Here is a 25,692-nt window from a genome sequence, read left to right as displayed (position 1 = left end):
GCCTCCCTTGTCTATTACTAGTCTAGTTTGACAAGTTTCTGTGCGTCAAGTAAAACTAAATATTTTGACTTAACTTTTAAATTCGTCATATTATTTATGGCTAGCTCATAAAGTCGTAATTGTCCGCTATACTTTTGTCTAATTTTTGCAATTGATTGTTCAAGATTAGTTTTGTCAACATAATCAGTCTTGTAATCAAATAAAATGATACCATCACTATCCTCGAAATAACCATCAATTGTACCATGAACCAAAATTTTATCTGCTGGATCAGAGAATTGATTAAAAATTTGGTTCACATTTACTAAACTAGAAAATTCACTCTCACGATAAAGTTTATCAGGATTTTGCCAAAATGGTTTAGCAAAATCACTCATAACGAACCAATTTATTGCCTCTTGATTTAAAGATGGAATAATATCAGGATTTAATTTTTGAATTTCAATTAATTTTTGAATTTCCTCTTGTAAGTTTTTCTCATCTTTTGAACCTCGATAATTGTAGTACTGGAGTAATAAGTGAGTTGCCGTACCAATTTCAGCTCCAGTGAAGGATTTTTCTTTTAAGAAAGTTGGAGTACCATCAATCGGTTGCAAGTAACGATTAGTTGATGGGATAAGATGCGCATTCTCTAATTCAGTATCGAGTGGATCATTAAAAGCACTTTTAATTTCAGAAACGGCTTGATATGCGGTAGTCTTGGTTGCATCTTCAAATGGATAAACAAAGTTATATAATTTTTTTACTTTGTTAGTAATATGAGCATTTGTTTCAGTATTTTGTGTTGTTTGTTCTTTGACTTCCTCATTTTTATTATCTTCATCATATCTAAGATAATAAATTTTATTTTGCTTTTCTAAATCTAAGTTCATTTCATCTATCGTTTGAGTTGTATGACCGCTAATATTTAACTGATGTTTTAAAAATGACCAAGCGGACACAGCAGATAGTTTATCTGAAATATCTAATTCAGGAGAAAAATTAATTTCTCCATCTTTTTCCGGTACTTCTCCCACCATAATTAATTTTTGACGGGCACGAGTTAAAGCAACATAAAGAATTCTTGCTTCTTCTTCAAGTAATTTGCGTTCCTTTTCAGATTTAATAGCTCCCTTTAATAAAGTATCAATTTTGTACTTATCTTCTCTAACTGTGATTCCTAAACCCAGCTTTGAAGAGATGGTGTAGTCCCCTGATAAATCACGCTTTTGATAATGATGATCTAAATCAACTACAAAAACAACTGGAAATTCTAGTCCTTTAGAACTATGTATCGTCATTAATTTTACTGCATTATCAGCTTGATCACTTAATAAGGGCTGGGCCAGATCCTTTTGGTTCTTACGCATTCTCTCAATGAAGTTAATAAACTGATATAATCCTTTAAAACCTGCACTTTCATATGAATTTGCCCGTTCATACAAGGCTTGAAGATTAATACGGCGTTGTTGTCCATTTGGAAGACCAGTAACAATTTCCAGTAAGTGAGTTGTTTCATAGATACTCCAAATCAATTCTGAAATACGGTGGTTAGTCGCAAATTGACGGAACTCTTCTAATTGATTGAGGAAATTCTTGCACTTTTCACCTAATTCAGATAATAAGCTTGAAGACTTAACTACTGCATCAAAGAAATCAGTATTTCTACTGTTAACACGAATTTGAGCTAAGTCTGGTTCAGTAAAATTAAAAATTGGTGATCTTAATACTGATACCAGAGGAATATCTTGACGTGGATTATCTATAATCCGAAGATAATTCATAATCATTACTAGCTCGAAAGTTTGAAAATAATTTTGTGCATCGGTTATAAACAATGGAATGTCAGTTTTAGCAAACTCTTGCATGATTTGAAGATTATTGCTATGTGTTCTAGTTAAGATAGCAATGTCGGAATACTCAAGCAAACGCATTTTCTTCTCTTCATCATCCCAAACTTCAAACCCTTCTTTTTTTAATTGCTTGATACGTTTAATAATTATTTGAGTTTGATTAGTATCGGTTTCAATTTCTTCAAAATAAGTATTCTTTTTATTAGGTTTCTTGTAAGAAAATAATAATTCTGTAGCAGTCCCTAGTGAATTTTCTTCATCAAATTTAGCTCCATGAATTAATTGAGCTTCCTTTTCATAATTAATTCCACCGAAATCCTTAGTGAGGAGTGTATTAAATAATTTATTAACTGAATTTACCACTGTTTTACTAGATCTAAAATTATCAGATAAAATAATTCTTTCGACTGAGCTATCAGCTTCATTAGCAAAGTTATCATATTTCTCTAAAAATAAATCAGGTTGCGCTTGTCTAAATCCATAAATTGATTGCTTTACGTCCCCTACCATAAACAGCGTATTATGACCTTTTTTCTTAATAGCTTGTACGATAGATTCTTGTAAATCATTCACGTCTTGATACTCGTCAATTAAAATTTCATCAAATTTATCTTGATAATACTTTTTGGCTAAATCGGAGTTAGAAGTATCTTGACTTAGAATTTCATTAGCAAATTGCTCCATATCACGATAATCCAATAAATTTTGATTACGTTTTAATTCACCAAACTTATTGATAAATTTTAATTCTACTTCTGAGATAGTTTGAACAATTCTTTGTGCTTTTTTCAAAACATTCAATTGTTCTTGTTCATTAACTACAAAATATTGGCCATATAGTTCGGTTAATTCTTTTTTGGTTCCTTCACGAAAAGCTTTTATCTTGTCATTTACAGCTTCTACTTCTTCATAATCTTCATCAGTTTTTTTACCAGTTTTACTTGCTTGTATAAAAGTTAATCCTTTAAAGGCTTCGCGGAGGTCATCATATGAGGTATCTTTTTCTAGCAAATTGATGAAATATTTAAGGTTATCGTTAAAAATAGAAAGTTGTTTGATAACTTTGGTAAAGTTTTTGCTGTAGACTTGTGCTTGATCGATGAGATCAAGCACTTCTTTGTTTATTTTTTGTGTTTTTTGTAAAAGTAACACTTTTATTGTTGATTTCCATAAAAAAGAACTAGTGATACTTTTACCGAAATCATAAAACTTTGGAAGCTCTTGTAAAAATTTTTGATAGTTTGGTTGAGTCATTGCTACGTCATAGAGATTTAATAATAATTCATGAACACCATCAGCTTCTCTATCTCCGGCAAAATTATCATAAAAAGCTAAAAAATTCTGATCATTTTTTTCCAAATATTCATCCTGAACAGTTTTAAGTGCTCTCTCCTCCATTAATGTCGCTTGCGTTTCATCAGTAAGAACACTAAAACTAGGATCTAAATCAATAACATAGTAAAATCTGCGAATAATATCTAAGCAGAATGAATCAATAGTTGAAATATTTGCAGCATCTATCTCTATTAACTGTGAGCGTAAAAATGTATTCTTTGGCTCTTCTTCTAAACGTTTATTTAATTGTAGTTTGATTTTTTCTTTCATTTCACTAGCAGCAGCTTTAGTGAAAGTAATAATCAAAAGCTTAGAAATTGGTGTACCATTTAAAATTTTTTGAATTACTCGCTCAACTAAGACCGCCGTCTTCCCAGAACCTGCCGAAGCAGACACCAAAATATCCTTACCACGGTCTTCGATTGCTTTTCGTTGTTGTTTAGTATAGTTGACCATTAATTTTCACCTTTCTTTAGTACTTCATCGATATATTTCATTAATTCATCAACGTCCCCAATTTTCTTGATATTGTGGTAATCATTTTCAGGCAACATTGCATCAAAGAATTGAACATCTTTGTATTGTGAATAATCTAAAGCTGTTGTTTGTCCTTTTTTATATGGATTTAAATCAATTTTTCCAGACAAAATATCACGGGCTGCTTGGTTAATTAGATAATCATTGTAGGTCAAAATTTTATCCAACTGTTCATTGGTAAAGACTTTAGTCTTCTTAGTAAAATTACCATCTTTTTTCTTTAAAGTTACTCCTGCATATAAGTCAGAACTACTTTTAAGATTTGGTTCAACCTCTTTCAACAAATCAACATCATCTATCAAAATCCCCTGATATTGCAATGCTTTCACAGCTTCCATTATTGGATCAACTGAATAATCAGATTTAATAATATCTTGAGCATTGATACGTTTGATTTTTCTAGTAATTGTTTGATAAAAAGCTCCCAAAACGTCTAATCGCTTACTATCACTTCCAGTAAAGAAGTTAGTATTTCTATCCAAAACTGCCAAATAAGACACCATTTGCAAAGATATACCATTGGCAAAGAAGGACATATCGAAGGTCTTTTTAGATGATTTATAATCTATCACTTGACCTATTACATCATTATCATTAATTTGTGCCAAATCAACGCGGTCAATTTTACCACGTAAATCAATATTGTGATTTTTACCTTCAGAATCAAGAATCTGATATGAAAGCCCATTTACCTTTTGACCTTTTCCAAAGCTAAGTTCAGAATATTGTGGTCTAAAAATAGTTTTAGTTAAATTACGATGCCAAAAATGCGCAACATTATTAGTTGTTTGATCTAACTTCTTAAAAAGATATTTATTAAACGGATCATCAAGTAATTGCCGATACTTACCCTGGTCTTGCAAACTAAGATGAATTTCATGCAAAATCTGGCTTAGTTCATCCGTAGATAGACTATCCAATTGTCTATTTTGTTTCTTTAAATATTTAACTAAACTATCAAAAGTTTCGTGATAATAGTTTCCAGCTTGAATTACATCCAGTTCATTTTCAAAGCGTGGACGCAGACGTAAACCATAATTTAAAAAGTATTCGAATGAATTTTGATAATATTGCTCTAATTGTGAAACTGAAGTCTCAATATTGGTACCGTAGAGCTTTTGAGCAAGATCACTCCCTAATTCAACTGGAATATTTTTAAAATCATTTGCCTTTAAAATTTGATCTGTTAACTTAGGAATTTCTGTTCTGGTAAGTTCTAGTAGGTCATGACTATAAGGATAATTATTTTTATCCATGTATGAAACATAACCTAAACTGGATCGTGGATTCGTAATAAATGACATCGCATCCCCAAATTCACTAGGCAAATCATGTTGAGCAAATTCCTTGGCACCAGTTAAATTTACTAACTGCCGATAATAAATTGAAGGTTGTAAACGTTCATTAGCAGTATTTAAGATTGGATAGGAAATATAAATTTTATCACTTGCTAAACTTAATACATTCCCAAACTGATACTCTTGATCTAAATTATTGATTTGTTGGCTATCTTCAAAATAACTATTGTCATTTGCATTATTATTTATATTTTCAATATTTTCGCTAGTTAAAAAACCGGGTATTGTCTGAACTTGAGGTAAGTTTGAACTAGTAGCTCCTATAATAAATACTTGTTTATATCCGGTATTTTGCACCATTCCAATTTCTGAAATATTAACAGCATCTAAAGTTGAAGGAATTTGTGAAAAACTTGCTTCACTAAAACCACTCACTAATAAATCGAAAAAGATATCTACATCAAACTCTTTTGAAATTAATAAATAATCTTTAATTAATTGTTGGAGTGTTGACCAAACTTGTTCAGGCTCTTGTGCAGACTGTAAATCCCCCTTATCTATTGCTTGAGTACGCCAATTTTCTAATTGTTTGGGAATCTTATTATTCACCAAAAAATTCCAAAAAATCATAGCGCCCGTCTGAGGATCATCAGTTTTTTTCAATTCATCAAGCACATTATCAATGCGTGAAATCAAATATTGACGTAATTTATCTAGGCGTTCAATTTCATCCGTAGCTTTATCTAACTTAATTACTTGTGCATCTACGAAATCACTTAACTCTCGGCGCCATAAATTATGATTAATTCCATGTGCTAAAACAAAATTTTCTAGTTGGTCTAAGTCATATTGATAAGATTCATCCTCTTGATACCATTCTGGAACCAATAATTTTGTTTTGGCTAAGGCCAATACATCAGTAGTTGAAAGATTATTTTTTAATAAATGTTGGAGACTTTCAATGACTACCACCAAAGGATGATATTTCATTTGTTTTTGCAAATCATTAAAAAATGGTATTGAATTTTGACGTAAAATGGGTGCTAAATAAGTTTCATATTCGCTTAAATTAGGTGCTAATACTAAAAAATCACGATAGCGATAATTATTCAAAGCAACTTGTTGATAAATTGTCCGAGCAACAAAATAAGCTTCAGCATAACGTGAATCAGCCTTTACTGGCTCTACAAAGTCACTGATATCCTGTCCTTTTAGTGGTAATTCTTTAGTCCATAACCCATTTAAAATTTCTGCATTTGTATGATTATGATGATTCTTATATTCCAAATTAGCATAATTTAAACTTTGATCTTGCCAGAAATGTTCTAATTGTTCAATTGTTCTTTGAACAACAAAGTCATAATCCCCAGCTTGATTATTAGTTGAAATTTTTCCATCTCTAGTTTTAAATGCCAAAGTTGTATTAGCTGCTTTTTTTGAAATCAACTCTACTGTTAACAGTTCTTGTAAGGAAAAATGAGAAAAATCAGTAAAGTAAAAATTCATTTCAGCTAAAGCTTCACTTTTTGCTAGATATTCATTTAATAAAAATTGCATTTCATCTTTAGTAGCAAATTTTTCAGCTAAGGCTTCAATAAAATCATTGTAAATCAACCGAAGGTCATGCATTTTACGAGTGGTTTCCTCATCTAGTTCTTTTTCATCAATTGTTTCAAGGTCAATATTCCCTTGACGAACAGATAAAATCGCTTCATAAATTTGCTTTAAAGCACCATTATTTACTTCTGTATCTTTAAACAATAAAAGTTTATCTTTCTTTTCCTGTACAATTTGCTTTAACAACATTGTACTTGCAGCATCGTCAAGAATTTGTGGTAAAACTATTGGCTCATTTCTTAAAAAATACCATGCTAAACGAGAAAATGATAAAATTTGTAAATTATGTGTAGCTATTGGTTTATTATTGGATGTAGTTAGTTTATTTAAAGTCTTAACTTCTGTGGTAAACTTGATATGATTTGGAACAATAATAATAGTAGTTTTTTCTTTGTTGTCATTGTATGTTTGGACAGCTTGATTGATAATCGCATTTTGTAAATTATCACTTTGACGTCCAGTAATTAAATTGATCATGTTGTTCTCCTTAAACTTAAATAGTTCACACAAATAACATTATAGTAGGATTTGAAATAAAAAATGAAAAATAAAAAAATAACCGTTAAAACACATGGAAAAGTCATCCTAATTGGTGAGCATTCGGTAGTATATGGTAAAGATGCGCTTGCTTTGCCGGTTAAGGCTTTAAATATTACCACAACAGTTGAAAATAGCCCAGAAATTGAAAGTACAATGATCACTAATAACTATCAAGGGCCGTACTTACAAGCACCACCAGAATATAATGGATTGAAATATGTTTTTAAAACTTTAAATAGATTAGCCAATAATTCTAAACCTTTAAAAATAACCTACACTGGCAAAATTCCTATGGAGCGTGGTTTTGGTTCTAGTGCAGTAGTTGCCTTAGGAACGACTAAAGCTTTGGATAAATATTTTGACTTACACTTATCCAAAGAAAAAGCTATGGATATTACTAATCATGCCGAAATGATTAATCATGGTAAGGCCTCAGGACTAGATGCAGCCACTGTAAGCTCGGATTACCTAGTTTTCTTTAATAAAAAAACTGGTCCCCATTCACTTTCTCAAAAGTTAGGAGCAACTCTCCTAATTATGGATACTGGTGAATTAGGAAATACAAAAAAAGCCGTAGAAATAGTTCGTAATAAGGTTCAAACCAATCAAACTGAAACTGCTAAAATTGATGCTTTAGGTAAATTAGCAACTCAAACTAAAGAACTATGGCTTAAACAAGATGCTCCAGCAATTGGTAAAATTTTTAACGAAGCAGAAAAAATTTTAGAATCATTGGACATCGCCACTGAAAGAATTAATCAAATATGTAAAATTGCTCAAAAAAATGGCGCATTAGGCGCTAAGCTCTCTGGTGGTGGCCTAGGTGGCATTGTTATTGCTTTATGTGATAATAAAAACACTGCCACAGAGATTGCCAAAAAAGCTCAAGAAAACTTTACTAATTATTGGATTGAGGAAATATAATGAAAAAAACCGCACGAGCTCATACAAATATTGCTTTGATTAAATATTGGGGCAAGGCAAATAAAGAATTAAAAACTCCCCTTATGTCTAGCTTATCAATGACTCTAGATGCTTTCTATACAGATACTACCTTTGAACATGGTAATCATTTGACAAAAGATACTTTCATTTTAAATGATACAGAACAAAATAGTGAACAAGCTAAAAGAGTAATGAATTACGTCCACCGTTTGCAAAAAGAATACGGTTTTTCTGATCATTTTAAAATTGATTCTTTTAATCACGTTCCTACTTCCGCTGGGTTAGCATCATCAGCATCAGCTTTTGCGGCCTTAGCTACAGCTTTTGCAGCCAGCTATAAACTTAATCTTTCTAAAAAAGAATTATCTCAACTTGCACGCTTAGGCTCAGGTTCTGCTACACGTTCTATTTACGGAGGATTTGCTTTATGGCATAAAGGTCACGATCACAATGACTCTTATGCTATCGCCGTTGATGAAAATCCTGACTGGGACCTTCATATGTTAGCCGTAGAAGTTAACACTCATGAAAAGAAAATTTCCTCTACTCAAGGTATGATTCGAGCCCAAACTTCCCCTTTTTATCAATCTTGGTTAGATAAAAATACTACAGAAATTAAAAAAATGGAGGAAGCAATCCAGGAGAAAGATTTCACCAAGTTAGGTCAGCTTAGCGAAAACTCTGCTAATGAAATGCATGCTATCAATCTTTCAGCGCAACCAGGTTTTACTTATTTTGAACCTGATACTTTAAAACTTATTCAACTTATTCATCAATTGCGTCAAGATGGGATTGAATGCTATTACACTATTGATGCTGGCCCCAATGTTAAAATACTTTGTACATTAAAAAATCGGAAAAAAATTATTTCTGCTGTGCATAACCTATTAGGCAATGTTAAAATAGTTGATGCAAGTTTTGGCCCAGGAGTTAAAATTCTGGCTTAACATTTTGATTAGATTAGAGGAATATTTTTGATTACTGAGAAGGCACCCGGAAAATTATATATCGCCGGTGAATATGCGGTTTTAGAGCAAAATTGTCCTGCGATTTTAGTAGCAGTAAATGAATTTGTTAGAGTTTCTATTTCTGAGAGTAAAGGTTCTACAGGTTTAATCCATTCGAAGCAATATTCTCAAGATTCTATTCACTGGATTCGTAAAGGAAATCAAATGGTAATTGATAACCGTGATAATCCTTTTGAATATATTCTTTCTGCTATTAAGTTCACAGAAATGTTTTGTTTAGAACAAAATGTACCGATGTCTTTATATGACCTACACGTCAATTCTGACTTAGATTCTGCAGATGGTAAAAAATTTGGACTAGGCTCTTCAGCAGCAGTTACAGTCGCAACTGTGAAAGCTATTTTAAAGTTCTATGGTCTTAATTGTAGTAAGGACTTAATATTTAAACTTTCTGCCATTTCCCACTATACTGTGCAAGGAAATGGATCTGCTGGTGATATTGCTGCTAGTGTATATGGAGGTTGGCTAGCCTATCAAACTTTTGATAAAGAATGGCTCAAAAAAGAATTAGCTAAACATAGTTTAAGTCATGTCCTTCATGAAGCTTGGCCAGGCTTAAAAATTCAACTCCTAACTCCTCCCAAGGATTTAGAATTAGTTATCGGTTGGAGTCAAAAACCAGCTTCTACTTCTCAACTAGTAGATAAAACTAACGCTAAAAAATCTCATATTAAGACCCAATACGCAGATTTTCTAAAGCAGTCACGCGAATGTGTCTTACAAATGATTGATGGTTTCAATAAATCTAATATCGAAGCGATCAAACATCAGATCAGAGTTAATCGGAAATTACTAAGTAAATTTGCTGAACTTAATCATATTGCTATTGAAATTCCACGACTAAGTAAGCTAATCGATATTGCTGAACAATTTGGTGGCGCAGCTAAAACTTCCGGCGCTGGTAATGGAGACTGTGGAATTGTAATTGCTGATGCAAATTCTGATATTGATGCTATGAAAGCACTTTGGCGAGAAAATAATATTTTACCACTTAATTTTTTGGTCCATTCAATTATTTAAGGGAATTTATATGTCACAAAGATCACAAAGAAAAGAAGAACATCTTGCATTAGCTAAGATGTTTTTTAGTCAAAATAATAATTCTGATTTTGATAAAGTTCATTTACTTCGCCCTGCTTTACCTGAAAGTACGGTTAATACTCAATCAATTCAAACTTCTATGTTTGGAAAGAAAATTAGCGCACCTTTTTTTGTTAACGCAATGACGGGTGGTTCAAAAAAATCGTTTGAAGTAAACAAGCGTTTAGCTAAAGCTTGCTCTAAAGAAAATATTGCCATGTCTTTAGGATCAGCTAGTATTTTAGAAAAGGAACCTGATAAGTTAGATAGCTTTTTGATTGCTCGTCAAGAAAATCCAGACGGTTTACTTTTTGCTAATGTGAATCCCGATACTGATCCTAAAGTAGCTCAAAAAATCGTAAATGAGCTCCACGCTGATGCCCTTCAAATTCATATTAATGTTTTACAAGAAATTGTAATGCCTGAAGGAGATCGTAATTTTCACTGGCTAAAAAGTATGCAAGAAATTCGCCAACAAGTTGATGTACCAATTATTGTAAAAGAAGTCGGTTCTGGAATTACCCCCGATGACTTACGTACCCTCATCGAGGCAGGATTTAATACTATTGATCTTGGAGGAAGCGGCGGAACTAATTTTTCTCAGATTGAAAATCATCGTAGAGAAGATACAGAATTTAATTTTATAGATAATTTAGGGCTATCTACTACTAAGTGTCTCCTTGCAGCCCAAAAATCAATATCCCCTAAGACGCTGATAGCTTCAGGAGGAATTACTAATGCCTTACAAATTTTTAAAGCTCTAGTTCTAGGAGCAGACTATGTTGGCATTGCTAACTTATTTTTACAATATGCAACTAAATCTGAAGATGCTCTTATTCAAGAAATAAATACCCTTAAGGAGCAATTAATAGCTTTATGTGCTATTTTTGGTATTGATAGTATTAATAAAGCTTCAAATATTAAATACTACTTAGACAGTGACTTAATTAATTTTATTAACCAAATAAACTAATGAAAAAGGTATGCGTCCCTATGATACGGGCACATACCTTTTTTAACTATTTTCTTAATCCTTTAGGATAAAAATTCTTTAACATTTTATCCCCACCAATTTTTCCAAAGCTAAAGACATGATCTTGATAAGAAACTAATACAAAACCGTGTAATTCTGAGTCGACTTTTAAAGTTTCTCCGTGTAAAAACTTACGATAGGCTTCTTCAGTGGCTAAATTAATCACTTGAGTTTGCTCTTTTTGGCCTAAAACTTCAGCAAGTTGATGACCAGGCTCAAATCTATTTTTCTTTAGAATTCCTAATTCAACCCCATTACTTAGAACATGTAAACCTTGAAGATCATTTTCAACGATAGCTGGTAAATATATATGATTATTACTATTTACTACATTTTTCGACCAATTAGTTATTTGGGTTGGAAGAACAAATCGATCTAATACTTTAGCAACTAGTTCTTGCTGCTTTTTATCCAGTTTTTGACCTGTAATTTTTGTTCTTTTATCTTTTTTCCTATTTTTCTTTACCTTAACAACTTCATCCTTATCTGGAGCTTGCAACAGTGCTGCAAATTGACCCTCACCTACACCATCTTGAAACCAAAGACGAACGGTTTCTTTTAAGGCTTTATTATTATCAGCCCATTCAGGACGACCACTTGCCATCCCCGTATAATGCTTAACTGGTAAAATTTTAAAGCCATATTCATTAACTAACCAGCTAACTATTTGTTCATCTTCTTCTGGTGAATAAGTACAAGTTGAATAAATAATTTTACCGCCTGGTCTAAGCATCTTAATCGCTTCTTGAATAATTTCTTTTTGGCGAATTTGGCATTTTAGGACATAATCTGGGGACCAATATTTCATAGCATTAGGATCTTTTCTAAACATCCCTTCTCCAGAACAAGGTGCATCAATAATAATTTTGTCAAAATAATTAATAAACTTAGTAGCTAATTTATCCGGGCTTTCATTAGTAATAACTACATTAGTTGCACCCCATCGTTCTAGATTTTCACGTAAAATTTTTGCTCGCGTATTAGAAATTTCATTAGCAACTAACAGTCCTTCTCCACCTAATTTTTCAGCTAGAGCAGTAGATTTACCTCCAGGGGCTGCACAAAGATCTAGTACTTTTTCTCCTGGTTGTACATCGGCAATCTGTGCGGGATACATTGCTGATGGATCTTGCGAATAAACATCACCGCTAACCCATTCCACATCATTGCCAGATACGGTGCCATAATAAGCATTATCTACAAATGTTATCGGGTCTTTTAAAGAATACTTAACTTTTTGAAAGTTGTTTTTTAAGCTATTTAAACGAAAACCTTTTTTAGTGTTATCATTCTCAATCGCTTCAAAAAAGACTTTGCTTTCTTCTTCACCTAATAAATTTTGATATTTGGCAACAAATTCTTTTGGTAATTGACTCATTATCTATCCTTTTTCATTTGTTTAAAAAACATTACTCCACCATAAGTAAGGCATTGTAAAATAAAAATAATTGCATAAAGATTGAATAACTGTAGCTTATTTGAAAAGAAATTAGTAAATTGTAAAACAATAAAGATAACTAAAATCATAATTAAATTCAAAAAAACATATTTAAAGGCATTACTTTTAATTAAATACTTGATAAAACCTTTTCTACTAAAAGCTAATTTAGAATTTTTACTATCTAAGATACTAATAAACGCGCTTGAAATTAAAGCTATAATTACACATAATATTGCAAATATAAATTTCTTGGTTGGATTAATGCCATGTTGGCGATTATAGGTCTTGGCAAAATCTACTACTTCTTGTTTACCACCTAAAAATTTCTTTACACTAGTTGCTTGTTTCCCAGTTAATCCATCAATAAGTACCTTATAATTTATTAATGATTCATTTGCTGTAGGTTGGTTAATTCCCGTCGTTAAATAATAAACCTTTTGACTATTTTCACTCTCACTATTACCCTTTAATTGGCCGATTACAGTAATATATCGATTATTCTCTTTCAAATAATGATGCCCTTGGAAAGTAACTATTCCTTCTTTTGTCTGAGAAGAAATTACTGCTAACTGGATCTGACCATCAAAATCTGACTTGGTAAAATATCGCGAGCTCACCCTAGCTAAAGGTTGACTTGGAATATCATAATTAGCCCAAATCAAAATCCGATTAGAATCGTACTCTGACTTTAAATGAACTTGAATATGTTTATTATTCAATTTCTTTAAGTAGATAAGTAAATCCTTTACTTTTTCATTCTTTTTAACCGTATAAACATAATACTTAGCAGATAAACCATTATTATTTAATATCTGATCTGCTTGCTGTGACTGCTGAATAGATAAAGTTATTCCTAATCCAACAAAACACAATATTGATATTACAAATATAATTAACTTTTTTAGTTTCATTTTTTTACTTTATCTCATAAATTTTTTCATCAATAAAATCAAAATTAGGAAATGTTTGATTTACTTGTCGTATTTTTGAACTACTAATAATTCTAGCATGTTCCCAGAATTTTGCAGTATTAGTTGCACCATCTTTTTCCCCGATAAATAATAAAATCCCGTGAGTATTATACTTTCTAAAAGCTGTTAAAACTTCTAAATCACTATCTCCAAAATTTGGCGCCCAACAACAAATTACTAAGTCTACCTCACGATACTTCTTAATTGCATTTTGAGCATCCAATTGTTCTGTCTTATAAAAACGATGGTTACCTGTGTTGGAAGTTTTAGCCCAAGACATTGAGTCTGTACTAACTGCTTGCACACCTATTCTATCAAAAGCTGCTGACCAGTAGCTATTTCCTCCCATAACTTCTAAACTAGTATTTACTTGATATTGATCCTTAATTATCCGAGCCGTCTTTAAATTAGCAAGCGACCATAGTCCATATGAGCGCGATAAATAACTTCTAAAATTATTTAATAAATTATCTGCTTGCTTAAGTAACACCCGTTCTTCACTACTTACTTTCCAGAATAACTCATCATATTCATCAGGTAGAAAGCCAATATGAGCAGGTGCTTTAGGTAAAATGTCCTTTTTGTCTAAACAATTTAATATATTTACTACCTCTTGAACCTGTTGATGAAGGCAAGAAATATTTAATTTCTTATCAATACTTACTAATAGTTCTTTATAATCTGTCATAATTAATTTTCCTTTACTAAATGATTTTACCATTCAAATCAACTAAAAACAGTTATAATAGAAAGTAATGAGGAAAAGGAGTTAAAATATTTATGGCTAAATCAAGGAAACAGGAGCCTGAGCAAGAATCTTGGGGGAAATCTATACTTCAAATTTTAGGAATGGTTGTCATTTTTATGGGAATATACTTTCTTTTATTCCGTTTTGTATTCTCGAATGAAACTGTTTCAGGGCCGTCAATGCAACCAACATTTCAAGATGGTGACCGCATTATCGCCGTACGTCACTTTACTCCTCGTCGAGGAGATATAGTTATTTTAAAAGCTCCAGATGAACCTGGCGCATTGTATATTAAACGAATTATCGGTCTTCCAGGCGATACTATTGAATCTAAAAACGACGTAATGTATATTAATGGTAAAGCCATTAAACAGCCTTATTTGCAAGAGTATGAGAAAAAATTGCCTAAAGGAGAACTTTATACAAATAATTTCTCATTAAAGCAGCTATATGGTGTTAATAAAGTTCCAAAGAATTGTTACTTTGTTATGGGAGACCACCGAAATGTTTCTAAAGATTCCAGAATGATCGGCTTCATTAAACGAAGTGCAATCATTGGTGAAGTGAAGCTTCGGTACTATCCATTTAATCAGATTAAAGTATTCTAAAGAAGGAGTTTTATAATGAATCAAGAAGAATTAACTAATGCAATTATTGATTTTGAAGTGAAACATGGTGTTAATGACACTGCGTTAGCCTTTTCTAGCCATTTATCAGTTGAAAAAATTCATGCTATGAAGGCCGGAGAGGAAACCTATACTCTTGAAGAAGCAGAACAAGTTTTAGATTACATTCAAAGCCAACAAGCTTAATTTATTAGCAAAAAATAAAAAGATGAAGTTTCCTATCGAACATTTTAATCGATAAGATATTTCATCTTTTTTATTTTGCCTCGTAAAAATGTTTTAACAGATAAATATTAATTACTAGCATCATTATGTCTAAGATAATAGTAATTACAATTGTTACCCACATATTGGGCTCTACATATATCTTATTACTCCCTAATACATGTTGGAACATTCCTAATTGTAAGGTTTCTTCAATTATGGAAAAGAGAAAGTTTGATACTCTTACTAATAAAACAATAGCAATTACTAGTAAAGTAACTTCAATAACAAACTTGATGATTTTATTATATTTTCGACTAACGAAATCACTTAATACTATACTAGAAATATTAATTAGTGAAATTAAAGCATAGAAAAAAATTACACTGGCTAGTAACAAGATGCTTATCTTGATAACATCCTCTAATTTAATATATTGCCAAAGATTTCTTTCAGCAATTGACCCAAATTGCTTTTGCATACTTGACCAAAAACCACTTATTGTTGTAACTGGAATCATTAGTACAAAACTCATCACTATTTGAAGCAGGATTAAATAAATTCCTTCTCCAATTGTAGATAGTAAATTAGCAAAATATAATTTACCAGTTGATATTGGAATTAAATTCCATGTTTTGGTATGTAGAAGTTTTTCATTTCGATAGGAAGATACAAACAGAAAGAATATATCTACAAATGGCATTAATGTTAAAAACATTAATAATCCGCTAATTTGCCAATCTGCCGTTGGATTTCCTTCACCAATCATCCACCAAATTGCAATTAAAATAGCGCCAATAAACTGTACTAATGCTAATCTTTGAACAAATTGCCTTTTATTAAAAAAAGTTATCTTAAATACCGTAGCAAAATTGGTCATTTTATCTCCCTTTATTTTCCTTCATGAAAGGCACCTAGAAGCCAAATATTAATTCCGGATAAGATTACATCTAAAGTTAAAAAAGTCGCGTTAGAAGTCCAAATACCATGTACAGAAATAGCTTCATTAAAGTCAAACAAACTATCGTAGAAACTAGTAAATTCAGTTGATAAGTTACTAATTAAAATGAAACTTAAAATTACTAAAACTACAGTTATACAGAAGCGAGCAAATTTATTAAATTTTTCTGGTAAAAAGTCTGCAATTGCTTTTGAACTTAAATCAATAGTTGATACTGTACTATAAACCAAAATTGCAAATAAAAAGAAAGCCAGAAAAACGCTTAAAATATCTCCCCAATTAAAAATTGACCAGAATTTATCCCATAAAATACTAAATTTTACTTGTTGAAAATGATTAATTCCCTCGCCTATACTTTTTCTAACTGTTTGAGATGTAAATATGGGTAAAGTTGAAATAATCAATAATCCAATTTGAACAATAACTAAATACAACCCAGCAACAAATCCAGATAAAATATTTCCAAGATAAGTTTTTGTCGCAGAAATTGGTATCAACCTCCAAGTTTGATACTTATAGACTCGTTCATTTTGCCAAGTAGACATAACTACGTATGCTACATCAGCACACACTGAAGTTACTCCCATCATTTCTAAAAAATAAGAAGCCGGTTCCCCTCCCTCAAATTTCACAATAAATGCCCAAATAGTTAAAATAACTGTGGCAACTATTTGTAAAAGTATCAATAGATGTACACTACGCCGCTTAGTCTTAAATAGTTCATTAAATAAAGCACTGAACTTTGTCATTATTCACTCACCTCATCTTGATAAAAATCTTCGTAATACTGTTCGATACTCTTCCCTTCTTCACGAATTTTATCAGCTGATATATGGCTAGCAATTGTTCTATCTTTAATAACTATTACTTGATCTAAAATACTACTAATTTCATTTACAAAATGATCCGAAATAATTAAAGTACTATCTTCATCTTTCCAAAGTAAAATGGAATTAATAATCTTTTTTCTTGTCATTGGATCAATTCCTGAGAATGGTTCATCAAGCAAGTAAAGTTTAGCTTTACGACTTAAAGTTAAGGCAATAATTAACTTTTCACGCATCCCTCTCGAAAGCTGTCCCAGCTTCATCTCATCACTAAGTTTCATAAAGCTTAACAATTCATCAAATTGCTTTTTATCAAAATCTATATAAATCTTGCTATAAAAAGCACGAATCCAACTGATCGTTACTGAGTCACTGAATCCCTTTAAAGAATCAGTCATTGAAAGTACAGACTTACGTTCCGCCTCTTTTTCTTTACCGTCTACTGTTATCGTTCCCTTATAGTGTTTAGCAATCCCAGCAATAATCTTCATTAAAGTAGTTTTACCAGCACCATTTTCTCCTAATAAAGCAATAATTTTTCCAGATTCAACGGTTAAATTTACATTATCCAAAATTTTTCTCAAATTTTTTCGATAAGTCAAATTTTTTATATTTAATACTTCGCTCATTTTCAATCTCCTCCTGTCTCCTCGATATACTTCTTTAAAGCTGTCAGGGTTTGCTCAGGACTCAAACCTAACTGAGCAGTACTTTTAAGAAATTCGCTTAATTCATCTTCAACTAATTCTTGTCTTTTTTGTAAAATCAAATTAGTATCTTCAGTCACAAATGAACCTAAACCACGTTTAACATATAAGATGCCTTCATTATTCATTTGATTTAAAGCACGCTGAACAGTATTTACATTTACTGTTAAATCTACTGCTAGTTGTCTTACTGAAGGCACCTTTTCACCCGGCTTTAATTGCCCAAGTGCAATTTGACGATATAAGTACTTTTCTATTTGAATATAAATCGGGATATTATCTTGAAATTGCAATTTATTATCCTCCCATTTTTAGCGTATTAGATATCTATTACACTATAAGTATAACAGCTATTTTGAAAATTACAATCATTGAAAGCTGTGGATTATTTGTTTCACAAAATAAAATTAAACCAATTTAATAATAATAAAACCCCACATATTACCTGTATATAAATAATATGTGGGGTTGTTTTTTTGATTAATAGTATCAGTGCAAAACTTTATTTAATGCTATTTTAATTTTAAATAGTTGATGTTAAGCACATCAATAAGAATTATAAATATTCCCCTATCAATAAAATACGCAAAAAAACTGTAATTTTTGTTTCACATTTTAAAATTAATCTATCTTTTAATAAATTATCTCTAAATTTGGCTACTTTATTTTATATCAAGTCCAAAGGCTAACTAAACTTTCCTAGTGGTTTTCCATATTTGTCCTTCCCTACAATATAACCGTACTCACCATTTGAACGGGGTTGTCTAAGCCACAATCTAAGTGGTCCCTGCAAAACAGCATCATATTTAACAACATCTCCCTTATTTAGCTTAGCAATTGAAGGAGAATCTATCTTAGGTTGGGTATGAATATTTAAATCTCTGCTTAAAGTAAAAATCCCATCTTCTTTAACCCAGGTAGAAGTAATATTTTCTTTGAGTTCTACTACATTGATATTTCCATCAACATACCATCCACGCCAATTATCAGTAAATTGCCAGATTGCTACGCCATCCATTGATGGAAAATAGTTAAAATCAGCCATGTCTACTTGTACACCATTACCACTAGGATATGCTGCAACCCATAAGCAAGTACCATACTTTTCTACAACAGCCTGAGTATCAATATTATTTTTCAGTAAAAAAGCTCCTGAGTAAAGCAAGGGTTTAAAACCTGCATTTTTAACCACTTCCATAAAAATTAGGACAGCATTTCTGCTAGCCTCTTTACCACCATTAACATTATTACCATCACCGACTTCCCAGTCACAAGCTAGATAGGCTCCTACAGGTAAGCCAGCGCTTTTTGCTGACTTTATGGCATACCTTAGCTGCACTTTCACTAGCACCAAAAGTAGCAAAATGATAGCCCATTTGCATCATGCCGTTTGCTTTAGCACTATCAAGTTGCTTTTTAGCACTAGGATTTTGGTAACTTGTACCCTCACTTACTTTTACAATTGCGAAACTCGCATAACCCTTATATTTAGTGCAGTCTGTAGGGTTGTGGCTAGATAAATCCACCCCATAGTTTTTAGCTTTTACTGCTGTCATCTTTTTTATACTCTTTCTTAAAAAGATAAAAAGGAGATAATCTTACAAATGGATAATCTCCTTTTTAAAGTATTAATATTACTTATTTCTTTCCACATTCAAGCGGTTGATTTCACGTAAAACATCAACGGCCAACCACATAGACTGTAAGACGGTATACTCGTATCTACCGTAACTTCTGGCTAATATTAAAGCAGAAATGCTTAGTTTTAAACGTTATCTAGGGACTGTTTTGGCGAAAGTAAAACTTTTTTTGTCTCCAAAATGTCTCCACAAAATAAGGCATGTATCCTTAGGGATGCACGCCTTTTTATTTGTCATCGCATAGCAATGAAACAACTCTACCTAGGTACCTAGCAGGCTAACGTATAGTACTTCAACTAGGATTTACTTATATTATATCAAAAAAAGCAGCCGTTAAGCTGCTAATTCTTCTAGGTAAGCCTTGAATTTATCTACATTCTGTTTATCTAGCTTTTCTGCACCGATCCAAGTAGGAACCCATGTGTGGGCGCGGTGCTGTAAGATTAAGTTTGCCATGTTTACAGGTGAACTCATGATATAGTACTTGTAATTTTCTAAGTCTTGACCTGTCAAGCCTGCAACTGTTTCTTCAACCATGCCATTTACGTCTTCAAATACACCCCAGATTTTGCCTTTTCTTTGGTCTGCAAGTTCGTAGATGTCGCTCATGGCTTGTTCTTTGTTTTTCTTAGTGTATTGCGGCATAATGTCACTCTCATAACTTTCTTCAATTGGAAATGCTTGGTTAATGATCACTTCCACTTTTTCATTAAGTAAGTCTTTGGCATTTTTTGAGTTTAAAATGCTTAGTAATCTAGCTACCACGTGTTTTCTGTCAAATGCGTTAACTTTTCTCATTTTAGACATCTCCTTTAAGCATTTTCTACTAGCATATCAATGATTTCTGATTGAGTCTTACCTTGAGCTTGTGCCATTCTTTCGATTTTTGCGATAGTGCTTTCTTTTAAACTGAAAAGTTTATTCTTTTTAGCACTATTGTTTTCTATTTTTCCAAATTCTTTATCATAAAGCTTTTTTACATCTTCGGGGTCTAACATTCCACCATCTTTATCAACGTAATCTTGCACATCATACTTATCAAAGTAAGCCTTAGCTTTATCAAGGGTATAAGGTTCAATTTCATCACCAGGTGTCCAGCTACCATAAGCTGCGTTGTAACCCGCATATGGACTAGCCCCACCGCCTTTACCATATAAGAAGTATTCGCCTGTGCGCTTCTTATAAAGTCCTTCTGTAAAGTGGCGGTTGTCAGCTGGACCAAATTCTGACTCATAACCAATAATGAATTTCGCTTTGTCTGGGTCATAACTTAAACCATGTAATCTCATTTTTTTATTATTCCCTTCTTTTATCTTTCAATTATATTATATAGCTGTTTATATATATTGTCAACAATTTATATATAAGAATACATAAAAAAAAGACCATCTAGGATTCCAACCCTCAGACGGTCTCTTTAATCCAAGTAAAAATACATACTTAGATATTAACTTATTACAAGTTAAGTATACCATACTTAACTAAAAGTGCCTAATGCTTTTCCATACTTATCTTTACCTACTATATAGCCATAAGTTCCGTTACTTCTAGGCTGTCTTAACCATAATCTTAGTGGACCTTGCAAGGTAGAATCATACTTTACCACACTTCCCTTAGGAAGCTTAGCAATTGAAGGGGCATCGATATTAGCCTTAGTGTGGATATTTAAAGCAGTATTTAGCGTAAAGATCCCGCTATTCTTCACCCATGTGGAAGTAATACTATCTTTTAGCTCCACCACATTTATATTACCGTCCACACTCCATCCACGCCAATTATCAGTAAACTGCCAAATTGCTACACCGTCCATTGATGGAAAATAGTTAAAGTTAGCTGTATCCACACGTGTACCATTACCACTAGGATAGCTAGCGACCCACAAACAGGTGCCATACTTAGCAGTAATTGTGGAAGTCTCTACATTGTTTTTTAATAAGTATGCCCCACTGTAAAGAAGTGGCGTATAGCCGGCATATTTTACCACTTTCATGAATGCTAAGATAGCTGTAGCACTAGCCTTTTTACCGCCATTTACATTATTACCGCTGCCAGTTTCCCAGTCACAAGCAAAATAAGTACCTGCAGGTAAGCCAGCACTTTTTGCTGACTTTACCGCATAGTTAGCTTCACTTTTAGCTGCACTTTCACTAGCACCGAAAGTTGCAAAATGATAGCCTGCTTGCATCATGCCGTTTGCTTTAGCACTATCAAGTTGCTTTTTAGCACTAGGATTTTGGTAACTTGTACCCTCACTTACTTTTACAATTGCGAAACTCGCATAACCCTTATATTTAGTGCAGTCTGTAGGGTTGTGGCTAGATAAATCCACCCCATAGTTTTTAGCTTTTACTGCTGTCATCTTTTTTATTCTCCTTATTTAAAATGTTTTCTAATTCGGTCTCACTCGCATTAGTCTTCACAAACTTTACTAGCGGAGCTGGAAGCCACCAGCCAATTTCTTCCCAAGTAGTGATAATCCACACTAAATACTGATAAATGAAAGCTATCAAAAAAGTGATAGCCATTTTCTCCGCTCCAATCAAACTTAAATAAGGGTATCCAGTAGCAATTACAATAAAAGTAATAGCGTTTCTGCTTATGGACTTGCTTCCTGTGCCTTTGAGTGAAGCACCCTTTACATATAGTGGACGTATCAAGTCTAAGACTAGATCTATTAGTACCACCAAAGTAAAACCCCACATTAGGGGGTCGTCTACTAAGTGAGTAAATCGACTAAGATAATTTGTTAAAAATGTTAGTGAACTCAATTAATCACCTTCTTTAATTAACCGCTTATATAATTGTGATTTATATAATTGGCATTAAACTCTGCAATGAATCTGCTCCAACTGTCATTAGGGTGTGTGCCATCAGAACTTGTCGTTCCATTTAAAGCAACCATACGACTAAATCCCGACTTTGAAAATTGATCAATCACTTGCACTGAACAATATTGGCATACTTTTTTGATGATATCGGTTTTTACCAGATTTTGCTCATAACTTCTAAAGTCAGAGTCGTGTTTAGCTGCTTGTAAAGGTGTTGAAACAAAAACTTGAGATTGGGGATATGCACATCGCAAAGTTTCGATAGCCCATCTTAGTGCTGAGGCTAAGCTAGTACGAGTCAAATTTTTATAATCTTGACTTAATACAAAATCTGTATCATCTACAACTTTTGTTTCCTCATGCTTACCATCATTTGTCGAGATAGCAATGGAAATTACATCTGGTTTGTCATCGGAGTGTCCTGTACCTTCGGCATCTAGGCTAAATTCTCCATCATAAGGGTGTGTCCATTTTATTTTTTCGCCTTTAGGTGTGGTGTACTGCAAAATTCTTCTAATTTGATTTGATAAAGTGTTATCTGATGTATCAGTATTAGCAGGCTCAGTGAAAGAAACCTTTGTAAGATTATTACCATTAGTATCATGCCAGTCACTTGCGCACGCGTTTCCCACAGCGAAGTTACCTATCATATCAGCTTTTAAGTCTTTAGCTACCAAAGTACCGATTCCGGTTACTTGATCTGACCAGATTGAGTCGCCGAAGCATGCGTACTTTTTGCCCATAACAGGATATAAAATTTTTTCTTCATTAATGACTTCATTATTAGCATCTATTTCAAGCCAAAAATTTACTTTGATTTTTCTATCGGGTTGAACAAAAAAGTTGTTTTTTCCGTGAATCGGCTCACTTACATCTTCGAAATTTTTGTATCCTACTGTGGCAAAGCTAAATCCACTATCATCATCAGAAAAACAAAGTGGTCCACTAAAAATCAGAACATCTCCTGCAAAGAAGGGTAGCTTTACTTGTTCTGTGCCACTACCTGCTTTAGCGACATTAAAACTGATACTATCATGAACTCGTACACTAACTCGGCTACTTCCATTTGCCAATGGAGACACCTCAGTTATATCCCCAACCGATAAGCTGATTTTCCCAGCTTTTATCGCATTATAGTGTATTGTAGCGACTTCACCAGCGTCTTTAAAGTGATAGTCAAGCATAACTTTATCGGTTTCTGATACTGGTCTAACATTTTTTTCTCTATAAAAATCTTTGATTTCTAAATCAGATCTTTTGCCATGATACTTTGATGGAAAATTGGTTGTATTAGGTAGTTGTTCATCGACTATGAAGGCTAAATTGATTTTAAATTTTCTGTTTTCTATTTTATTGACTGTTTGATAGCCTAAGAAACTAGAGGTCGCTGCTTCTTCTTCCGTATCATAGCGGCGCTCATATACCTCAAAGCCGTCATCTGGTCTTTCGGAGCGTAAAACTGGACCTGAAAAGTAAAAAATATCGCCAGCTTCGTAATGCAGATTCACATCAAAGCTTTGGTAGCCCTCATGAGTTACTTCTGCCGTTACTTGGTCTTTAATGTATACAGTATTAGCATCTAGTTGCGTACCAATTGCAAAATACACTTTGCCTTTTTTATAAGGTTCTAATTTTACCTTTTTTAAAACGCCGGGAGCTTTAAAGTTACCTTCAATACCATACTTAGAGTACAAAAGCATTTCGCCACTGGCATTAAAATCAGTAAAATCAGTTTTTAAAAAAGTTTCAGACCGACCATCAAAAAGACTATTAGTGTTAGAAAATGCACGATTACGAGCTTGTATATCCTTTAAAGATAAAGATGTTGAATCTATATACTTACCACCATCTACATATTCTTCTTTTTCGGTATCCCAGTAGTGCCAGTGAAGGTTATTTTGCGTGACTAAAATTCCCTCATGACCGTCAGGGTACATGCTTTTCATGATTGTTTCATTTTCAAAGAAAAATGGACCTGATTTGCTCATTCCGGTTAGCTTTTCATTAATTGCTTGATTGGTTGTCTTCCAATTTTCTTCATACTGCTTCACTGTGATGATGTCGTTTAGCAAAATTTGATGTTGAATGCCTGATAGTTGAGTAGTTAAATTACCTTGTTCCGCACGATTTGCCTTGATTTCTCGATCTAAAGCATTCATAGAGTCTTCAGAAGCTTCAACCCGTTGGTTATAAGTATCTCTAGTTTCTTGAATCAACTGTTCAGTTTCTCTTTTAAAAGTTTGCTCTTGTTGAAAAATTTTTTCTTGAAAATCCTTATTATGTTCATCTAGCTTAACATCAAACTTGATTAAGGCTTGTTCTAACTCGCTTACATAGTACTCACGCGCTCCTAACATATTCATATGAGAACCAAGCACTTTAAAGATAATATCTACACCAGTTTCACGAACGCTGCCTTTATCATCAGTACCACGCAACCCAATGTAGCCGTAAAAAATTCCATCTTGTGGGAATGCTTGATCTACCATGCGATAGATAGCGATACCACCTTCACGGCAATCACTAGTTTCTCCAACAATTTCGATTTGTGTAGCATCATTAGCCATCACAACCCTTTTATTGCCATGTTCATCTTCTTCAATACTATACTTCCCCACTTGCCCACGCATGAAAGGACGCAAGCCTTGTACATTTTTCAAGCGTCCATGTTCATACCAACGTACTTCAAAAGGTGTCCCATTATCGTTTACACGTCCTTTGTAGTAGTTAGAAATGTCATAAGCCCAGCTACCCTCTTTATAAATATCTAATGGAATAATATAAGGACGCGCGTCATTATTGATACTAGGAATTGAATTTAAAGATTTTTGCGTGTTTTTTTCTACCATTTATATTAGTCCTTTCTATCAGTATTAATTTCAATCATTGGCAAGTCTGAATTATTAGGCTTAGTAGGGCTAGTAATTTCGACTGTATCAAACCCAAAAACAGCCTTCTCCAGCTCCATAATACGCTTGTTTTGGTCATCAATTTTAATACGATTATCAGCAATTTCTCGGGTGTTATCTTCAATTCGTCCACTAAGCATTCTAGTGTCTTCTTGGTGCTGATTTCTTAAATTAATTAAATCACTTTCAAGCGAATTTACCCGCCCTTGTAAGGTCTTTACTTGATTTGAAAGGGTATTAACTAAGTCCCACCAGCTTTTCATATACTCAAAACCTTGAGCCATAGCTTCTCTTACGTCCACACCATACTTTTTATGACGTATTGCTTCGGCTATTTCATCCATACTGCGAAGCTCACCAGTAATGTGAGTTGCATCATTATANTCNGGCATTATTTATCACCNTCNTCNNTATCCTTACTATTGACTTGNTGTTTAAGANTTTCATAGTCNNTTNNGAACNCTNANTANTGNTCTATNAAANTCNTNATAGTTNTNTTTNAANTTATCNTAGTCNTCTTTNAGCNTGTCGTANTTNTCCTCTTTCCACTTATTAAAGTTACCNGTNGCNTANTNCGANGCCATA

Annotated in this window: 22 protein-coding genes and 2 pseudogenes (1 of these 24 running past the window's edge); 6 read left to right on the top strand and 18 right to left on the bottom strand. The window is 32.9% G+C overall.

Annotation, left to right across the window (positions count from 1 at the left end; all coding sequences use genetic code 11):
• Positions 1-17 precede the first annotated feature (17 nt).
• Positions 18-3,623 carry a helicase-exonuclease AddAB subunit AddA gene (addA, locus tag HDR40_RS02170; protein WP_290626070.1) on the bottom strand — a complete coding sequence of 1,202 codons (3,606 nt, stop codon included), beginning with the start codon at positions 3,621-3,623 and terminating at the stop codon, positions 18-20.
• Positions 3,623-7,096, bottom strand: a complete 3,474-nt coding sequence (locus tag HDR40_RS02165; protein WP_290626068.1) for a PD-(D/E)XK nuclease family protein — start codon at positions 7,094-7,096, stop codon at positions 3,623-3,625. Before HDR40_RS02165 ends, addA begins: the two co-directional genes overlap by 1 nt.
• Before the next feature lie 63 nt (positions 7,097-7,159).
• On the opposite strand from HDR40_RS02165, the gene mvk reads away from it, so the two are divergent.
• The 4 genes from mvk to fni are packed head-to-tail and all read left to right on the top strand — an operon-like array spanning position 7,160 to position 11,185.
• Positions 7,160-8,083 carry a mevalonate kinase gene (gene mvk / locus HDR40_RS02160; protein WP_290626066.1) on the top strand — a complete coding sequence of 308 codons (924 nt, stop codon included), beginning with the start codon at positions 7,160-7,162 and terminating at the stop codon, positions 8,081-8,083.
• A complete protein-coding gene (gene mvaD, locus HDR40_RS02155; RefSeq protein ID WP_290626065.1) occupies positions 8,083-9,051 on the top strand; it encodes a diphosphomevalonate decarboxylase in 969 nt (322 codons plus the stop codon). Before mvk ends, mvaD begins: the two co-directional genes overlap by 1 nt.
• A 27-nt stretch (positions 9,052-9,078) precedes the next feature.
• Positions 9,079-10,152 (top strand): phosphomevalonate kinase, encoded by a 1,074-nt coding sequence (locus HDR40_RS02150; RefSeq protein WP_290626064.1) that lies wholly within the window; start codon positions 9,079-9,081, stop codon positions 10,150-10,152.
• Positions 10,153-10,162: 10 nt separating this feature from the next.
• Complete coding sequence (fni, locus tag HDR40_RS02145; protein WP_290626063.1) at positions 10,163-11,185, top strand: type 2 isopentenyl-diphosphate Delta-isomerase; 1,023 nt, start codon at positions 10,163-10,165, stop codon at positions 11,183-11,185.
• A 46-nt stretch (positions 11,186-11,231) separates the two neighbouring features.
• Here fni and HDR40_RS02140 read toward each other — a convergent pair whose 3' ends face one another.
• The 3 genes from HDR40_RS02140 to HDR40_RS02130 are packed head-to-tail and all read right to left on the bottom strand — an operon-like array spanning position 11,232 to position 14,345.
• Positions 11,232-12,623: an RsmF rRNA methyltransferase first C-terminal domain-containing protein gene (locus HDR40_RS02140; protein ID WP_290626062.1), complete on the bottom strand. Its 1,392-nt coding sequence runs from the start codon at positions 12,621-12,623 to the stop codon at positions 11,232-11,234.
• A complete protein-coding gene (locus tag HDR40_RS02135) occupies positions 12,623-13,597 on the bottom strand; it encodes a hypothetical protein (protein WP_290626060.1) in 975 nt (324 codons plus the stop codon). The genes HDR40_RS02140 and HDR40_RS02135 overlap by 1 nt, the downstream gene beginning before the upstream one ends.
• A 4-nt stretch (positions 13,598-13,601) precedes the next feature.
• Positions 13,602-14,345, bottom strand: a complete 744-nt coding sequence (locus HDR40_RS02130; protein WP_290626058.1) for an SAM-dependent methyltransferase — start codon at positions 14,343-14,345, stop codon at positions 13,602-13,604.
• Positions 14,346-14,437: 92 nt separating this feature from the next.
• Between HDR40_RS02130 and lepB the strand changes: the two genes are divergently transcribed.
• Entirely contained in the window at positions 14,438-15,013 is a 576-nt protein-coding gene (gene lepB, locus HDR40_RS02125) for a signal peptidase I (protein ID WP_290626056.1), read from the top strand.
• Between the two features lie 15 nt (positions 15,014-15,028).
• A complete protein-coding gene (locus tag HDR40_RS02120; RefSeq protein ID WP_290626054.1) occupies positions 15,029-15,217 on the top strand; it encodes an LBP_cg2779 family protein in 189 nt (62 codons plus the stop codon).
• A gap of 70 nt (positions 15,218-15,287) precedes the next feature.
• On the opposite strand, the gene HDR40_RS02115 is transcribed toward HDR40_RS02120, so the two are convergent.
• The 13 genes and pseudogenes from HDR40_RS02115 to HDR40_RS02060 all read right to left on the bottom strand — a co-directional run.
• Positions 15,288-16,115 (bottom strand): hypothetical protein, encoded by an 828-nt coding sequence (locus tag HDR40_RS02115; RefSeq protein ID WP_290626052.1) that lies wholly within the window; start codon positions 16,113-16,115, stop codon positions 15,288-15,290.
• 11 nt (positions 16,116-16,126) lie between these two features.
• Entirely contained in the window at positions 16,127-16,945 is an 819-nt protein-coding gene (locus HDR40_RS02110; RefSeq protein ID WP_290626050.1) for an ABC transporter permease, read from the bottom strand.
• A complete protein-coding gene (locus HDR40_RS02105) occupies positions 16,945-17,652 on the bottom strand; it encodes an ABC transporter ATP-binding protein (protein ID WP_290626048.1) in 708 nt (235 codons plus the stop codon). Before HDR40_RS02105 ends, HDR40_RS02110 begins: the two co-directional genes overlap by 1 nt.
• Positions 17,653-17,654: 2 nt before the next feature.
• Entirely contained in the window at positions 17,655-18,023 is a 369-nt protein-coding gene (locus tag HDR40_RS02100; RefSeq protein WP_290626046.1) for a GntR family transcriptional regulator, read from the bottom strand.
• A 392-nt stretch (positions 18,024-18,415) separates the two neighbouring features.
• Positions 18,416-18,748, bottom strand: a complete 333-nt coding sequence (locus tag HDR40_RS09890) for an SH3 domain-containing protein (protein ID WP_365936763.1) — start codon at positions 18,746-18,748, stop codon at positions 18,416-18,418.
• Between the two features lie 24 nt (positions 18,749-18,772).
• Positions 18,773-19,286: pseudogene (locus HDR40_RS09885) on the bottom strand (GH25 family lysozyme); the annotation flags it as partial.
• 417 nt (positions 19,287-19,703) lie between these two features.
• A complete protein-coding gene (locus HDR40_RS02090) occupies positions 19,704-20,168 on the bottom strand; it encodes a hypothetical protein (protein WP_290626044.1) in 465 nt (154 codons plus the stop codon).
• A gap of 14 nt (positions 20,169-20,182) precedes the next feature.
• The gene (locus tag HDR40_RS02085; RefSeq protein ID WP_290626042.1) at positions 20,183-20,659 is read right to left on the bottom strand and encodes a hypothetical protein; all 477 of its coding nucleotides are present in this window, start codon (positions 20,657-20,659) and stop codon (positions 20,183-20,185) included.
• A gap of 188 nt (positions 20,660-20,847) precedes the next feature.
• A complete protein-coding gene (locus tag HDR40_RS02080; protein WP_290626040.1) occupies positions 20,848-21,729 on the bottom strand; it encodes a GH25 family lysozyme in 882 nt (293 codons plus the stop codon).
• The gene (locus HDR40_RS02075; RefSeq protein ID WP_290626038.1) at positions 21,710-22,138 is read right to left on the bottom strand and encodes a phage holin family protein; all 429 of its coding nucleotides are present in this window, start codon (positions 22,136-22,138) and stop codon (positions 21,710-21,712) included. Before HDR40_RS02075 ends, HDR40_RS02080 begins: the two co-directional genes overlap by 20 nt.
• Positions 22,139-22,155: 17 nt before the next feature.
• Positions 22,156-25,047: an SGNH/GDSL hydrolase family protein gene (locus HDR40_RS02070; RefSeq protein WP_290626036.1), complete on the bottom strand. Its 2,892-nt coding sequence runs from the start codon at positions 25,045-25,047 to the stop codon at positions 22,156-22,158.
• Between the two features lie 5 nt (positions 25,048-25,052).
• Positions 25,053-25,499 carry a hypothetical protein gene (locus HDR40_RS02065; protein WP_290626034.1) on the bottom strand — a complete coding sequence of 149 codons (447 nt, stop codon included), beginning with the start codon at positions 25,497-25,499 and terminating at the stop codon, positions 25,053-25,055.
• A 51-nt stretch (positions 25,500-25,550) separates the two neighbouring features.
• Positions 25,551-25,692, bottom strand: a pseudogene (locus tag HDR40_RS02060) (phage tail protein); it runs 2,219 nt beyond the window's last position.

The sequence above is a fragment of the Lactobacillus sp. genome (assembly GCF_014803895.1).
Note: the sequence above shows the minus strand (reverse complement) of the source record. Positions and strands in the feature narration are given on the sequence as shown.